The organism is Paraglaciecola sp. L1A13 (assembly GCF_009796745.1).
Taxonomy (GTDB): domain Bacteria; phylum Pseudomonadota; class Gammaproteobacteria; order Enterobacterales; family Alteromonadaceae; genus Paraglaciecola.
In genome coordinates, this window is the sequence record NZ_CP047024.1 from 2,326,155 (window position 1) to 2,342,743 (window position 16,589).

Sequence of the window (16,589 nt, forward strand, 5' to 3'; positions counted from 1 at the left end):
TTATCTTTTAAGTCTTTGCTGCATAGCAAAGGTGAATTTGGTAACTATGGTGTATTCTGTTTTGCCAAAAGAATACCAAAATCATGATGTTTCAGCGGTTTTGCAAAAAAATAACCTTGTCCAAATTCACAGCCCATTTGTTGTAATATATGGCGCTGCTCTTGTGTTTCTATGCCTTCAGCTACCACTTTAATTCCCAGCTTTTGCGCCATAACGATAATCGCTTCACACAATACTTTATCGTGACTGTCTTCACTCATTGAATGGACAAAGGACTTGTCGATTTTTAAAAAATCAGTGGGATATTTTTTTAGGTATGAAATTGAAGAATATCCCGTCCCGAAATCATCCAGAGCAATTTCGATTCCGGCCTGACGAAATTGAAATAATTTATTAGAAACGCTGCTTTTAGCGTCCATCAAAAGGTTTTCGGTAATTTCTAACAAGATAGCTTCTGGTGGTGTTCGCGTTTCCAATAATACGTCTAGCCACTGAGTAATACAGCGATCGGCATCGGTGTAGTGAACGGGTGAGGTGTTTATACTTATTTGCAAGGTAGGGCACAAGCCACTGCGCCATGGGTTTACATCTTTACAGACCTGCTCAAATACCCAATTGCTGATATCTATAATTAAGCCTGTTTCCTCAGCTATTGGAATAAAGTCTAAGGGACCAATTAGCCCTTTTGTTGGATGCTGCCAACGTATTAGCGCTTCGGCTTTAGTTATTTGCCCATTATGTAAATCGACAATAGGCTGATAAACAATAAAAAACTCCTCATTTTCAAGAGCAAGCTTAATATCAGCCACTAACGTTAAGCGCTTTAATGCCTCATCACGCATGCTTTTGGTGTAAAAATGAAAGTTATTTTTACCTAAGTCTTTTGCGCCATACATGGCTTGATCGGCATTTTTCAACAGGCTGACGACATCTCTGGCATCGTCAGGGTAGATGGTAATACCGATACTGGCACTGGTATGAACAATTTCATTTTGTAAGTAGTAGGGTTGGGCTACTGTTTTGAGAATTTTCTGAGCTGTTTTTTCTACTCCAGTAAAGTCTGAAAAATCATTGATGATCATAACAAATTCGTCTCCCCCAAGACGAGCCACTATGTCTTTTTGCCGAATACATTGGGATATACGTTTGGCACAATCGATAAGTAAATCATCTCCGACGCTATGACCGAGTGTATCGTTGATATCTTTAAAGTTATCTAAATCTAAAAATATAACGGCTACTTTTGTGTTATTGCGTGCTGCGGTATGTAAGGCTTGCTTTAAGTGCTCTCCCATAACATTGCGGTTAGGAAGCTTAGTGAGATCATCAAAATTTGCTTGTCGCCATATGAGATCGCTTGTTTGTTGTCGTTCGATAGCAATGCTAGTGATATGGGCAAACTGTTTTATCCGTATCAGCTCTTCATCGGAGGGTGTCGCCGGGGTATTATGGTAAATGGCAAATGTACCCAATACTGATCCGTTAGACGATTTAATGGGCTCAGACCAACAAGACCCTAATTTGGCTTGATCAGCAAGTTCACTCCAAACGGTCCAGTAGGGATGTGTGCTGATGTCTTCGACAATGGTACGCACCCCCGTAAATGCCGTTGTACCACATGAACCTTGGCCAATTCCAATCTCCACTCCATCTATTGCGTTGTTGTAAAAATCAGGTAACGATGGGGCAGCCCCAAGAAGCAAATGTGTGTCATCGAGCAGTAATATGCTGCAATATTGCCCCGCGTATTCAAGTTCGATCGCTTCAACAATATCCTGTAAGACAGATTGCAGGGATTTTGAACTGACTATCTTTTCTAAAATTACGTTGCGGACGCGGGTAAGTTTTTGCGATTCAGTTAGCTGATCTTGGTAAATTTGCAACGTGCGACTAATATTGCTCAATTCTTCTTTTTGTAATTCGCTTTCTACCATAGTCGCAAGATCACGCAATATGGCCTTGTCATCGTCATTTAAAGTATGAGGTCGGCTATCAAATATACATAGTGAGCCAACAGCATAACCATCGATCATAATTTTTACCCCAGCATAGAAACGCACAAAGGGGGGATCTGTGACAAATGGATTATCTTTAAAATCAGCATCTAGGTGGGTGTCGTTAACGATAAGTAAGTCGTCATTGATTATGGTATGGGCGCAAAAAGCGATATCTCTTGGCGTTTCACTGAGGCTTAAATTCAATATAGATTTAAACCACTGGCGATTTTTATCGATAAATGTAATGGATGAAAATTCACAATCAAACGTATGGGCGGCTACTCGGGTGATCCGATCAAAACGCGCCTCAGCTTTGGTATCTAATATATCAAGAAGATGCAATGCTTCTAGGCGTTGTTTGTCGTTTAATGGGATCGGTGCCGATTTCAAATTTCACTCCTAAAATTTTACTCCCGATTGCGCTAACGTGAACGGTATGCAAACAACAAGGTTGTGTAAATATGGCTTTAGTATGAGCTATATCGGCAGAAACTCCTTAATCTTATGGATTAAAATCTACTTTGACTTGGTAAAATCCCGGTAGATCTTTGATTTTATATTGCCAGTTATGACGCTGAATGATTTTTTCACTGAGTTGTAAGCCTAAACCATAACCAAGTTGACTTTTACTATTGTCTTTTTGCAGCTCGGTTAATTTCACATCGTCAATGTGCGAGCTATTGGTAATGGTCACGCAGCTGCCTTTTTGTAATATCTGCACACGGCCATGTTGTGTATGTTGATAAGCATTACGGATCAAGTTACTCAGAACGATGTGACACGCAGTTGCAGCTGTATCAAATTGGTAGGCTTGGTATTCTAAGTCCACCTCGACGTTTTTACCATTAAGTAAATAGGCCAATTCTGATGACAGATTCTGAATTTGCTCGCTAAGTTTAACTGGCTCAAGGTGAATGGGTTCATCGTCCTTGTGACCTAACCAGAGTAAGGTTTCCGTTAGATCACTCATCGTCAACCCCGCCCGTTCAATGCGCTCGAGTGTCAATTGTTGCTTAGACGTTAGAGGAGACTGTTCACTTAGGCGCTTCAAGAGCTCCACATTACTGCGAATAACAGTAATAGGGGTTCTTAGCTCGTGGCTTGCGTAACTGAGAAACGTTTGCTCTCGAGCCAGACTCTGGTGCGCAGAATCAAGGCTACTTTTAATAATACTCGCCAACGTGTTGAGCTCGTTGTAGATAAAATCAGGTGGCGGCAGCTGAACATTTTCATGATTAAGTGTTTTAGCCCAATTACCCAAGGACTCAATTGGCTTGGCGACTTTACCCATAACAACAACTAACAAACCCGCAAAAATTGTCATAACACTCAAGCCAATGATAATGATCCAATAGAAACGGGAAAAATGTTTTTTACTTTTAAGTTGAACGTCAGACTTAGCTAACATAACTTTCGTAACATAGCGCGGCTCGCCTTTTGCGTTACGTATCATGGCTACAAAAAACATATTTCTTGGTAACGAAAAAAAAGACTCTTGATCTTTAAATTTTAAAAGATCATTTTCTATTGTCGGCGGAGAACGAAAACGTTGCTGAATAATAGCCGGTGTATCTTGCCACCTGCTTGCAATTTGAAAGTCCGCAAAATCCACTGGTTGTCCATCTTGAGCGTCTGTTGTCATGACCAGTTCGTGCATAACGCCATTTAGTCCACGGTCTAATCCATCGATATAATAGTTAACACTGAGAACTGAAAACCCCACCGTCATGCCAGTACCCAGAAGCGCGATGCTGATGAAAAAATATAAGCGTAAACTCGGGCGGATCTTCATTTATTGTTGCCTTCACTAGAGACCTTAATCGCGAAACCTACTCCTGCTATTGTTTCAACGTTAATGCCCCCGTTGTATGTGTCTAGCTGTTTTCGCAGATGATGTATATGTACTTTTAAACTATTACTGTCTGGTTGATTTTCCCCCCATACTGCTTCAATAATATCTAGTCTGCTGATCGCTTTTGGACTGGAGCGCATTAACACTTCCAATATTTTCAGCGCCGTAGGCGAGAGTTTCAGGGGCTGATGAGCTATAAACGCACAGCGCTGACTCAGATCGAGTTCTAATTCACCTAATACAAAGCGTTTAACTTCGCCACTTCGTCGCCTTGCTAATACGTGCAGCCGCGCAACCAATTCTTGCATGGCGAACGGTTTGACTAAATAGTCGTCGCTACCGGCATTAAAACCCTGCAATTTGTCGTTTAGTGTATCTCTGGCAGTAAGCATTAGTACGGGCGTGTCGATTCCTTGTTCTCTTAACAACGCGCACAAGGTTAAACCATCCATTTTGGGCATATTAATATCCAAAATAATGACTTGATAAGGCTGCCTTTCTATAAGGTTAAGGCCCATTAATCCGTTGCTGGCGTGATCGCAATCAATGGATTCCAATTCAAGGTAATCCACTATCGTACTTGCCAAATCAATATCATCTTCAACTAACAGAACGTTTATCATTTTTTAAGACTCCATTGACCCGATCGCACGCTAATTTAAGGGATGGTAACACGCAAGATATAAGGGGTTTTATATCCCGTGGGACACGCGCAAAAGAACATTGGCAGTAGGTATAATCAAACATTAAGCCGTGTCCAATTGATGCAAGCTTAATATAGACAGAGTTAAGACTGGGTTAAGGCTTTATAATTGACAATCGAGATATTGATTAAGCAATGGCTTAATTGAATCAATAGGAAAATTACTGTGGATCACAATACTTTGACCACTGTTAAGTATAATTTGAATTGCCTCACGGGTAGAGCCAGCTTTGACTAGGCGAATGCTGTGCATATCGCGAAAGTAAGCCGTTTCGTGCACATCGCCGTCAGTTAAGCACAGGTGATTTTCATCAATCGATAAGGTTGGGAAAGTGCGTTGGCGAAACTGGCTAGACCAATAATGAAGAGCAACGAATGCTACACAAAGAAGTAACAATGGTCCGAATACTACGAGGCCATTGCGGGCAATTAGCCATAGTTCCTGGGTTGAAAAGCGATTGAGGGTCCACGCAATATAAAAGCCTGACAACACAAATAGTGCTAAAGGAATATATAGCCGTTTAAGAATTTGAAGTTTGTGTTTGTTCTGTTGGTATTCGAAATGCTGCATGTTTTTCCGATAAATCTTGATATTAATGTGGTGATAGTGTGGTCATTTTTTCTCTTAAATCACTCACTAAGCACTGGATTATAAATGACATTTTACTTTTTGGAAGGGCAATTTTATCATCTTTTACCTAAGTATGATTGATAGAAATAGTATTTAGTTCTAAATTTAAAATTAAAACTGGCCTTATCCGTAATAAAGTCGATATCTTAATACGTTCATTCTCACAGAAATTACCAATTGCCACATTATGTTTGAAGCTGTAACTGCTCTTTTTTCGCCAGTCGATGATAATTTACTCATAGTAGGGGATTTCGATCCTCTGATGGTTATCATTTCTGTTGCTCTGGCAATATTTGCCTCCTTTATGGCTATGCAAGTCGCCACCCAAGCTGCGCAACTGAAGGATTCATCCAAGCGTAATATATTGACGCTTGTGGCCAGTCTTGCCTTAGGAGGTGGCGTTTGGTCTATGCACTTCTTGGGGATGCTGGCGCTTTCTCTTTGTACACCTATCTCTTATGACGGACTAACAACCGTTATTTCAATCGTGCCAAGTATTGCGGCGTCTTGGGTTGCATTGAATATTATTATCAAAAGGCATGTGTCAGTATCGCAGTTAGCTGTCGGTGGTATTCTTATGGGCGCAGGCATTGGCACGATGCATTATGTTGGTATGGCTGCGATGGAAATGGCGCCACTACTACGATACGACATGACAATTTTCTTGTTGTCATTAGTGGTGGCCATTTTACTCGCTATTTTAGCTTTATGGATCCGCTTCAGCTTGGCTTTTTTAGGCAAAGTGAAGTTCGGTGAACATTATCGCAACGGTGCAGCTGCGCTCGTGATGGGGTTAGCTATTTCCGGTATGCACTACACTGGAATGGCGGCAGCGCGATTTGTACGTCCACCAGGATTCGAATTTTCAGACCAAAATGAATACGTCTCACAATATCTTGGTTTTACCATCGCACTTATCACCATCGGCCTTATTGTGTTGGTACTGGCCATTAATATGGTACTAAAATATAAAGAGCTATCAGACCGTGCAAAGTTAAATGAAACGCGTTTGCGTGCCACAATTAATGCCTCAGTTGATGGTGTGCTTGGATTCGACAGTACAGGTAAGATTGAAAGCGCGAACAATGCTATTTGTGGACTACTTGGTTGGCGTGAATATGAGCTTCTTGAACAGAATGTACACATGCTGGTTACCGAGCCGTATCGACAAGAATTTGATCAATATGTTGCTGGTCACATAACAAGCCAGAGAACAACTCAAGGGAAAGGGAGAGATGCCGCAATTAAAAATCGCGATGGAGACGCTATTCCGGTGCGCGTATCAATAGGGCATGTGAAACAGTCGGGGCACAACTCTTTTGTGGCGTTTGTTTCAGATTTACGTTATCGCCTAGATATGGAAAGTGCGCTACGTAAAAGCGAAGCGCAGTTTCGCTCACTGCTCAGTAATATTCCTGGTATTGCTTTTAGGTGTCTGGATAATGAAACACGCCCTATGCTTTTTATTAGCGACGCGGTAGAAAGTATTTCAGGTTACCCAGCAAGCGATTATATTGGCGACCCACCAAAACGCTACTTTCATGACCACGTACATCCGGATGATATCGGTACAGCGCTGCAAATAGTTGATGAAACTCAAGTCTTCAAACTTGAATACCGAATTTACAATGCTTCAGGAGAAATCCGCTGGCTATTGGGATACGGAGCTCATTCAGGAGATAGCTATTCAGACGAAAAATGGCTCGATGGGTTTATCATGGACATTACCGAGCGCAAAGAAATGGAGCAATCGTTAGTGATTGCTAAAGAAAAGGCGGAACAGGCTGCATCAGCCAGAGCCGCATTTTTAGCCAATATGAGTCATGAAATTCGCACGCCAATGAATGCCGTTATCGGTTTTAGTGACATATTGCTGGATGATGTAGTTGAGCCTGAACATCGTAAATACCTAACGACGATTAATAAATCCGCTAAATCCTTGTTGCATCTGCTTAATGATATTCTCGATAGTGCAAAATTAGATAAAGGTAAGTTTCAATTGGAAATGCGCGACTTTTCCTTAATTGAAGAAGTTGACTCTGTTGTATCTACATTATGGTTGCAGGCAAATAAAAAAGGCTTATACCTTAATGTCAATATCGCCCCTGAAGTAGGTGATTTATTCAATGGTGCACCAGATAGAATTCGTCAGGTTTTGACGAATTTAATTGGTAATGCGATTAAATTCACCGCCAAAGGCGGTGTAAAAATTACCGTGGGTGTTAAGCCTAGTGGCTGTATTGAGTTTTCAATAATCGATACGGGTATTGGTATGACGCCAGCACAATTAGAATTGGTATTCGATGCATTTGGCCAAGCTGATGCCACTATGAGCAGACGTTTTGGAGGAACTGGCTTAGGTACAACTATCAGTAAGCAATTGGTTGAACTTATGGGAGGAAGAATATCGGCTTCGAGTTGTTATGAACAAGGTAGCTGTTTTACATTTTCACTGCCTTTGGAAGCACCTAAATCTAAGGTTAAACCCCAGTCACTCAATCAACGCTGCACCTTACCGCCTTTAGACATATTGATAGTGGACGATATTCAACAAAATATTGATTTGCTAACATTACTGATGACTCGCCAAGGGCATAGTATTACTACTGCGCGTGACGGTAAACAAGCACTTCTGCGTATGCGCTGTGACAAAATTGATGTGGTGTTAATGGATATACAAATGCCTATTATGGATGGTTTGACGTCGTCAAAAGAGCGCCGAAAAGAAGAACAAAAACAGCAGTTATCACATTTGCCCATTATTGCGTTAACAGCAAGTGTGTTACCTGAAGACCGCCAAGCCGCGCTAGATGCAGGAATGGATGGTTTTGCTAACAAGCCAGTTGATACAGAGCTATTAAATATAGAAATTGCGCAGGCGTTGGGAATTGATTTAACGTGCGAAGTTATTGCGGTCGAACCAGATGATAACAGTGATTTTCATATCGTTAATGAACGAAAAGGTATCCAGTTGTGGGGCGACAAGAACACATTACTCAAAGAAATTTCGTTATTTGTGCAAAAAAATGAACCATTAATTTTGGACTTTGGGACGGCTTTAGACTCTCCTGTATGGTCAACGATACAAGCACAATTACATACCCTCAAAGGATTAAGCGGTAACTTAGCGCTGACACAGCTCAGCCAGTTATTAAATGACGCAGAGCGCTGCGCCATGCGCGCCTCAATCGATGAGCTTTCCAATGTGTTTGGCGCTATTTTAACAGCGATAACGAATATTAAAGTTTATCTATCTGCTCAAGACGTGGCCGCCAACGAGAGAGAAGAAAGTCAAAATATTGTGTTGGTAGACTCGCAGGTAATTAACCTTACCGAAAAACTGTTAAACTCTGCGTTAAATAATGAATACGATGAAGAAACTCTTGAAATGTTAGTTGCAGGTGTTAATAGTGAATTGCTTGAAAGATGCAAGAAAATTCAAAATGCCTTCGACGACTTTGAATTTGAGCACGCTGTGAATGAACTCCAGTTGCTCAATAAGAAACTTACTCAGTAGCGGGTAAATAAACATACGGACAAATTTAGTACGATGTTAAGTAATCAAAAAATACTTGTGGTAGATGACGAACCAGCAAATTTGCGGGTGCTGAAAAAAATACTCGGCGAATTGTATCGCCTGACGTTTGCTAAAAGTGGTGAAGAGGCGCTGCGTTTGGTTGCTCGCGAACAACCTAATTTGATCTTATTGGACGTTATGATGCCAGGCATGACAGGTTTTGAAGTATGCCAAACACTGAAGAGTAATCCGCTTAGTAAACGTATTCCAGTTATGTTCGTTACAGCATTAAATGACGAGGTTGATGAAGCAAAAGGTTTTGAGGTTGGGGCAGTGGATTATATTACCAAGCCCGTTTCACCCGCGGTGGTGAAGGCGAGGGTACGTACCCATTTATCTTTAGTTCAGGCAGATGAGTTGCGACGCACTCGGCTACAAGTAATACAGCGCTTAGGCAGGGCGTCAGAATATAAGGATAATGAGACCGGCACACATGTTTTGCGCATGAGCCACTTTTCTCAAGTGTTGGCATTGGCATACGGTCTATCAGCTAATGCAGCAGATGATTTGTTGCATGCTGCGCCGATGCACGACATAGGCAAAATAGGTATACCCGATAGTATTATGCTTAAGCCAGCTAAGCTCACTGATGAAGAGTTCGCTATCATGAAGACGCATCCAGAAATAGGTGCTGAAATTCTTGGTGACTCAGATTCTGACTTGATTGAACTAGCAAAGATTGTGTCCTTAACGCACCATGAAAAATGGGATGGTTCAGGGTACCCTAAAGGATTAAAGGCGGAAGAGATTCCTTTAGAAGGACGTATCGTTGCCATTGCAGACGTTTTTGACGCATTGACGAGTAAACGCCCTTATAAGGAAGCGTGGCCCATTGAAAAAGCCGTTGAATTCATTTCTTCTCAGAGTGGGATACATTTTGATCCTGCGTTAGTGATTTTATTTGAAAAATGCCTGCCTCAACTCATCGAAATTAAAGATCGTTGGCAAGACGAGTAACACCTTCGTTAGATTGTACATCACTCATCAAATGACGTTTCTCTGAAACTGGCTGAACGTAGGATTTCACCTTTTGGTTTTACTCAATTTATTGCGCGGCTTGCACGACATCATAAAGATCAACTTACTGCTTTATATTTAGACAATAAAAGGCATCCGATAGATATTTTTAGGCATAAATATCATCAAAATTTAGACTTTAGTTTAATATATTCAAACCTGGCCGATATAGAAATTAATAATTAATTCTCGTCATAGTTGGGTTATTGAGTCCCTGTGGATTTTTCGGCCTTATTAGCAATAGCATCAGTTTATATTTGAATATTGCATGAGCTTATATACTAAGTAGTAAATTGGCGCTTAACTAAAATGGAGTAGGTATGAGTAAAGTGGTATCGAGTAATGCTGAACACGAAGTAGCGGTAGATGTTGGGCAAGAACTAGTGTCAACCACTGATACTCAGGGTGTTATTCAGTATGTAAATGATCATTTTTGCACAGTATCAGGTTTTACCCGTGAAGAGCTTATTGGTCAGCACCATAATATTGTGCGACACCCAGAAATGCCCAAGGCTACATTTGCTGATATGTGGAGCAAGCTTCAATCAAGGCAAGCGTGGCGTGGCGCAGTAAAGAACCGCTGTAAAGGCGGGGGATATTATTGGGTTGATGCGTTTGTAACGCCTTTATATGAAAATGGTCAATTAATTGGCTTCCAATCAGTGCGCACCAAGCTTACTACCCCATTTAAAGATAAAGCCCAGCGTTTATATCCAAAATTGAATGCTGGAGGACGCGCATTTAATTGGTTTGACGACAAGGAAAGGGTGAAAGACGCGCTGTTTTTTTTACTAAGTGCGGTATTCATAGGGCTAACATTTTTATCACCTTTTTTTGCGTTTATTATGGTTGTTCTGCCTTATGTTGTTTTTAAAGGTGAGTTAGTTGATGTTCGCCAACACGCAGTTACGTTAAAAGGTAAATACGACAGTATTTCGCGAGCTATTTTCGCAGGAGATGGTGCAAAAGGAGTCAACGAATTTGCCTTAAAAATACAAGAAGGCAAAGTAAATACCATTTTAGGCCGCGTGATCGACAGCACCGCTATATTAGATGAAGGTGTTAAATCACTGCAGCAAGCGGTAGCAAAGACTAAATCAGGCGTTGAAGAGGAAACCGCAGAGCTAACCGAAGTGGCGACTGCAGTTGAACAAATGGTGGCATCAATCAACGAAGTGACGCGTAACATTGGACACACATCTGATAAAGTCGCCAGCGTTCATCAGGATTGTCGCCAAGCAACAAATTCAATGTCTAAAACGATGGAAAAAGTCGGAGTATTAGCAACTGATGTGGCTAAATATGCAGGGTCCGCATCTTCACTCGCAGATGAAGCAAATCGGATAAACGGTGTTATGCAGGAAATTCAGGGCATTGCTGATCAAACAAACTTATTAGCACTAAATGCGGCAATAGAAGCGGCAAGGGCGGGTGAGCACGGACGTGGATTCTCAGTGGTTGCCGATGAAGTCCGCGCGCTCTCAAGTCGTACCCACAAAGCCACAACACAAATACAAACCTCAGTGTCTGAAATACAAAGCACATTACTGCAATGGTCTAAAAAATTAGAGGAAGGAAAGTCGTCTGCCGAGTCTTGTGTTGAAGAAACCAGGCAGACTCAGGAGTTAGTCAATAAAGTGTACGACGATGTTAGTGATATCGCCGATTCAGCCAATCAAATGAGTGTGGCCTCAGCTGAACAAAGCTCAGTTTCTGTTAGTATCAGTCGTAATATTTCCAATATTAGTAATGCGTCGAAACAAAACTTCGAACAAGTCGAAAAAGTTGAGCATGAAGCTCAGGGGATCTCTATTCGTTCAAAAGCATTAGCCGCTATGGGATTAACGTTTGGTTAAGTATTATATTCCCAAGAAAAAGATAATCTTTTAACGATTGAGATTCAAGAATATCACCTCTCACTTATAATTATTTGTCAACATTGGCATAAGGAAAAGCCGAGTGAGGCGAACCAAAGGTACAGGTTTGAGTAGTACAACCGCTACTCTTATCTAACCGATGCCAACAATCCGCCTTAGTTAATCGTTATTTATACTTGCGTTACGTTTAGTAAGGGGTAGCTTTACGTTTGCTGCTGATTCAATATCCATGAGCTTGGCTATATTTTCCTTCAACATAGGGCGCGCGAACACAAAGCCTTGAAAGCTGCTGCATCCCATAGCTAACAAACAGTCAACTTCTTTCAAATCTTCAACGCCTTCAGCTAATACATCAATCTTAAATACTTTACACATGGCAATAATGGCTTCTACTACTTGCGCATTTTTTTCGTTTTTATGAATATTAGCGACAAATTGTCGGTCAATTTTTACGCGTTGTACTGGAAATTTAGTAAGTTTCGATAGTCCTGAATAACCAACACCAAAATCATCAAGCGTGATACAAAATCCAAAACTAGCCAGATAACTGACTGCTGCAATTGCTTCAGGAATGTTATGAGTTTTAGCTGATTCTGTTAGCTCAAGTTCAATGAAATAAGGCTTAATATCGTGTTCAACAACACTATTGATAAGGTGTTTCTTAAAGTCTTTTTGGTCAAGATCCGGGCCGGAGATATTAATCGCTATTGGTACAATGTTGAGTCCGTCATTCTGCCATGTTTTCAGTTGACTGCAGACGTGATTGACCAACCAATGGGTAAGTTTTAAAACGAGACCTGACTGCTCGGCAATAGGAATAAACACCCCAGGCGATACGCGGCCGATCACCGGTGAGTTCCATCGCAACAGCGCTTCCATGCCGATAAGGGTGCCGTCGCCACGTACTTTTGGTTGGTATTCCACATGAAGCTCATTATTTGATAAAGCCTCGTTGAGCAGAATGCTAATTTCTTGATGTTCAATAAACCGTTGTTGACTGCCGGTTTCGTAGTAGTTAATCGCAGACTCACTGACAGTAACCGCATGCAATGCATTATTAATCAATTGTGAGGGCGCTTCAGGTAGCTGATGGGATGCGATAGCGACACCCGCTTTGCAATCAAGATGGATACAATGTTCATTGATTTTCAAGCTGCTCGGCAATGATGAAAGCACATGCTGTATGGTGTTTTTAGTATTGGTTTGATCGATAATAGGGACAATTAGCCCAAGACTATACTTATCAAGTACGGCAATTAAGCTGCGCTCTCCTAAGTGTTCAGTAAGCGTCTCTGCCAATTTTTTTAGTGCTTTAGGTAGATATAAAAAACCAAATTTTTGTTCGATAAAGTGGGCATTGCGTACCCGAATTGCGCAAAGGGAAATAACCCCTCCAAATTGCGGACTGAGCTGAACTAATTTGTTTTCCAACCATTGCCTGTTAGGTAGCCCAATACTCTCGTCATATAATTTGAGGCGTTGTCTCGCTTGCGTTTGCACTGCGAGAGTTTTATGCAGCAATGCTTTTGCACTAACATCTTCTATCGTTAAAATTGTATGCTGCTCGTCATTGAGCGAATCAATACTAAGTCTGAACACTTTCATTCTCGCACCTAGTGTACGATTAACTACTAATTCACTGATCCCTTCAACGAATTCAGGAAATACGCGCTCTATACCCAAACCGATAAATTGCTTAGGTAGGCTCGTTAATAATAATGATTGTGCAGCTTGGTTTGCTTCAATGATATTGCGCTGACGGTCAATTAAAATTTTAGCCGTTTGGGCATTAACAAATAACGCATGATATAACTGAGTTTGATTACTTAAAATTTGATTTCTTTCTATATTAAATTGATTCCCTCGTTTTGCTGCAATGCTTGCTCGGGCAATAGCAAACGGAATACATAAATTGAAAAAAACAAATAAGATGGTATGCAAATAGTAGTTAGCGTTGGTTAATACGGGGATTGGTGGTAGGTATTCGGTCAGCGATATTTCGTTAATTAATATATAAAGAGGGAGCAGATTAATGCAAATACATACCAAACCAGCCTTCCAGCCAAGTAATATAAAAGCCACAAATGGCGTCGAATACATTACGATAGGGCCAAGCATAGATAGTATTTGATTTGGTTGAGTAACATTAAAGCTGATGCCAGCTAATACTATTAATACGAGTAGACCGATTGCACTCACATAGTAATAACGTTTCGACATCACCAGTAGTAACGCGAGAGCCGTATAAAAAAATAATGCAATCGGTACAATATAATCTATCTGCTCAAGCATACTTTGCCACGCACTTTGAACTACAAAGACCGCACACAACAGTAAAACAGAAACCAATATTATGCGCAGCGAACTGATGCGCCATGCCTCAACATTGGTCACAGGGTGATAGTCATCTTGTAAGTAAAAATATTCTTTCAATTGCAGCTTAAGGCGGGCGATAAAGGGCATTTAAATCCTGACCAATAAATAGTAGTACTTGGTTACAACATCTGATTTCGTGCCTATGTTACTGATTAAAAGTTATATTTTATAGTCTCAACGGTAAATAAAACGCTCAATCAGTGAGAAAAGTGTAACAATATGAAAATAGTGTTAAAGAATGTAAGTCCCCGCTGGGCATTATAAATTCGAGTTTATTGGCTATTGGTATTTTCTCTAGGCAGTGATGAGCTCGCATCTTTATTGATTGCTGCTGTGTAATGAGAGGCGACTGTGCATCGTAAAATAACCCTCATTGTATAAATACCCATCGTTTGATTCATATATCTTAAATTGTACTTGCAATACGAAGGTAAGCTATATAGAGTGCGCCACATCGGACGCGGGATGGAGCAGTCTGGTAGCTCGTCGGGCTCATAACCCGAAGGTCGTAGGTTCAAATCCTGCTCCCGCAACCAACCGATACCTCGTTAATTTCAAAGAATCTTAAAGAAAAAATTCGCCCTTTGGGCTCGCTCTTCATAGTCACGAAAGGTTGTAGGTTTAAATCCTGCTCCCGCCACCAACGGATGCCTAGGTTTTAATTCAAAAGAATGAAACACAAACATAAAAATTAAAGCAATTCGCTTTAGGCTCCTTCTGCATAGTTATCAAAGATCTCGAGCTCAAATCTTGCTCTGAAAATCAGTCGATGCCACAGTTTTAATTAAGCATTATCAAATTCTATCCGCCTATTGCTTATTCTTAGTTATTTAGGCGGCTTTGATATTTAGTGCTGATATTTCACGCATGAAAGCCCAAAACGTTTATTTTTAGTGCGATCTGTGGGATTAAACAGCAGTCAGACGCTGTTTTACATTTATGTCTTGTATTACCCATTAGGCCTCTATAGAGTGCTCCACATCGGACGCGGGATGGAGCAGTCTGGTAGCTCGTCGGGCTCATAACCCGAAGGTCGTAGGTTCAAATCCTGCTCCCGCAACCAACCGATACCTCGTTAATTTCAAAGAATCTTAAAAGAAAAAATTCGCCCTTTGGGTTCGCTCTTTATAGTCACGAAAGTTCGTAGGTTTAAATCCTGCTCCCGCAACCAACCGATACTTCAGTTTTAATTCAACACTTTCAAATTGAAAAGCTAAAGCAATTCGCCTTATGCTCGCTCTTTATAGTCACGAAAGGTCGTAGGTTCAAATCCTGCTCCCGCAACCAACCGATACCTCAGTTTTAATCCTTTTTTTAAATATAAAAACCAAAGCAATTCGCCTTAGGGCTCACTCTTCATAGTCACGAAAGGTCGTAGGTTCAAATCCTGCTCCCGCAACCAACCGATACCTCAGTTTTAATCCTTTTTTTAAATATAAAAACCAAAGCAATTCGCCTTAGGGCTCACTCTTCATAGTCACGAAAGGTCGTAGGTTCAAATCCTGCTCCCGCAACCAACCGATACCTCAGTTTTAATCCTTTTTTTAAATATAAAAACCAAAGCAATTCGCCTTAGGGCTCACTCTTCATAGTCACGAAAGGTCGTAGGTTCAAATCCTGCTCCCGCAACCAACCGATACCTCAGTTTTAATCCTTTTTTTTAAATATAAAAACCAAAGCAATCGCCCTAGGGCTCACTCTTTATAGCCACGAAAGGTCGTAGGTTCAAATCCTGCTCCCGCAACCAACCGATACCTCAGTTTTAATCCTTTTTTTTAAATATAAAAACCAAAGCAATCACCCTAGGGCTCACTCTTCATAGTCACGAAAGTTCGTAGGTTCAAATCCTGCTCTCGCAACCAACCGATACTTCAGTTTTAAATCATAATAATCAAAAACAAAAGCAATTCGCTTTAGACTCCCTCTGCATAGTTATCAAAGATCTCGAGTTCAAATCCTGCTCTGAAAATCAGTCGATGGCACAGTTTTAATTAAGCATTATCAAATTCTATCCGCCTATTGCTCATTCTTCGTTATTTAGGCGGCTTTGATATTTAGTGCTGATATTTCACGCATGAAAGCCCAAAACGTTTATTTTTAGTGCGATCTGTGGGATTAAACAGCAGTCAGACGCTGTTTTACATTTATGTCTTGTATTACCCATTAGGCCTCTATAGAGTGCTCCACATCGGACGCGGGATGGAGCAGTCTGGTAGCTCGTCGGGCTCATAACCCGAAGGTCGTAGGTTCAAATCCTGCTCCCGCAACCAACCGATACTTCAGTTATTTCAACGTTAAATTTCAATCGCCTTAGGGCTCACTCTTCATAGTCACGAAAGGTCGTAGGTTCAAATCCTGCTCCCGCAACCAACCGATACTTCAGTTATTTCAACGTTAAATTTCAATCGCCTTAGGGCTCGCTCTTTATAGTCACGAAAGGTCGTAGGTTCAAATCCTGCTCCCGCAACCAACCGATATTTCAGTTTTAATTCAACACTTTCAAATTGAAAAGCTAAAGCAATTCGCCTTAGGCTCGCTCTTTATAGTCACGAAAGGTCG

General features: G+C 41.0%; 8 protein-coding genes and 3 tRNA genes. 6 read left to right on the forward strand and 5 right to left on the reverse strand.

From position 1 onward, the window contains the following. Positions 1-44: 44 nt before the first annotated feature. The 4 genes from GQR89_RS09635 to GQR89_RS09650 all read right to left on the reverse strand — a co-directional run bounded on the left by GQR89_RS09635 (position 45) and on the right by GQR89_RS09650 (position 5,123). On the reverse strand, positions 45-2,387 hold the full coding sequence (locus GQR89_RS09635; RefSeq protein WP_158769849.1) for an EAL domain-containing protein: 2,343 nt from the start codon (positions 2,385-2,387) through the stop codon (positions 45-47). 112 nt (positions 2,388-2,499) lie between these two features. Then, positions 2,500-3,789, reverse strand: a complete 1,290-nt coding sequence (locus tag GQR89_RS09640) for a HAMP domain-containing sensor histidine kinase (RefSeq protein WP_199271401.1) — start codon at positions 3,787-3,789, stop codon at positions 2,500-2,502. Continuing rightward, the gene (locus GQR89_RS09645) at positions 3,786-4,472 is read right to left on the reverse strand and encodes a response regulator transcription factor (RefSeq protein ID WP_158769850.1); all 687 of its coding nucleotides are present in this window, start codon (positions 4,470-4,472) and stop codon (positions 3,786-3,788) included. The genes GQR89_RS09640 and GQR89_RS09645 overlap by 4 nt, the downstream gene beginning before the upstream one ends. Before the next feature lie 183 nt (positions 4,473-4,655). Then, positions 4,656-5,123 (reverse strand): hypothetical protein, encoded by a 468-nt coding sequence (locus tag GQR89_RS09650; protein WP_158769851.1) that lies wholly within the window; start codon positions 5,121-5,123, stop codon positions 4,656-4,658. A gap of 247 nt (positions 5,124-5,370) precedes the next feature. On the opposite strand from GQR89_RS09650, the gene GQR89_RS09655 reads away from it, so the two are divergent. The 3 genes from GQR89_RS09655 to GQR89_RS09665 all read left to right on the forward strand — a co-directional run bounded on the left by GQR89_RS09655 (position 5,371) and on the right by GQR89_RS09665 (position 11,633). After that, entirely contained in the window at positions 5,371-8,700 is a 3,330-nt protein-coding gene (locus tag GQR89_RS09655) for an MHYT domain-containing protein (protein WP_158769852.1), read from the forward strand. A 33-nt stretch (positions 8,701-8,733) separates the two neighbouring features. Further along, a complete protein-coding gene (locus GQR89_RS09660) occupies positions 8,734-9,717 on the forward strand; it encodes a two-component system response regulator (RefSeq protein WP_158769853.1) in 984 nt (327 codons plus the stop codon). A gap of 380 nt (positions 9,718-10,097) precedes the next feature. Further along, positions 10,098-11,633 carry a methyl-accepting chemotaxis protein gene (locus tag GQR89_RS09665; protein WP_158769854.1) on the forward strand — a complete coding sequence of 512 codons (1,536 nt, stop codon included), beginning with the start codon at positions 10,098-10,100 and terminating at the stop codon, positions 11,631-11,633. 180 nt (positions 11,634-11,813) lie between these two features. Here the strand turns inward: GQR89_RS09665 and GQR89_RS09670 are convergent, their stop codons facing one another. Then, positions 11,814-14,117 carry a bifunctional diguanylate cyclase/phosphodiesterase gene (locus GQR89_RS09670; RefSeq protein WP_158769855.1) on the reverse strand — a complete coding sequence of 768 codons (2,304 nt, stop codon included), beginning with the start codon at positions 14,115-14,117 and terminating at the stop codon, positions 11,814-11,816. A 372-nt stretch (positions 14,118-14,489) separates the two neighbouring features. On the opposite strand from GQR89_RS09670, the gene GQR89_RS09675 reads away from it, so the two are divergent. The 3 genes from GQR89_RS09675 to GQR89_RS09685 all read left to right on the forward strand — a co-directional run bounded on the left by GQR89_RS09675 (position 14,490) and on the right by GQR89_RS09685 (position 16,300). Next, positions 14,490-14,566: transfer RNA gene (locus GQR89_RS09675), tRNA-Met, on the forward strand. Positions 14,567-15,016: 450 nt separating this feature from the next. Beyond that, positions 15,017-15,093 (forward strand) — tRNA-Met (locus GQR89_RS09680). A gap of 1,130 nt (positions 15,094-16,223) precedes the next feature. Next, positions 16,224-16,300: transfer RNA gene (locus GQR89_RS09685), tRNA-Met, on the forward strand. Positions 16,301-16,589: the final 289 nt, after the last annotated feature.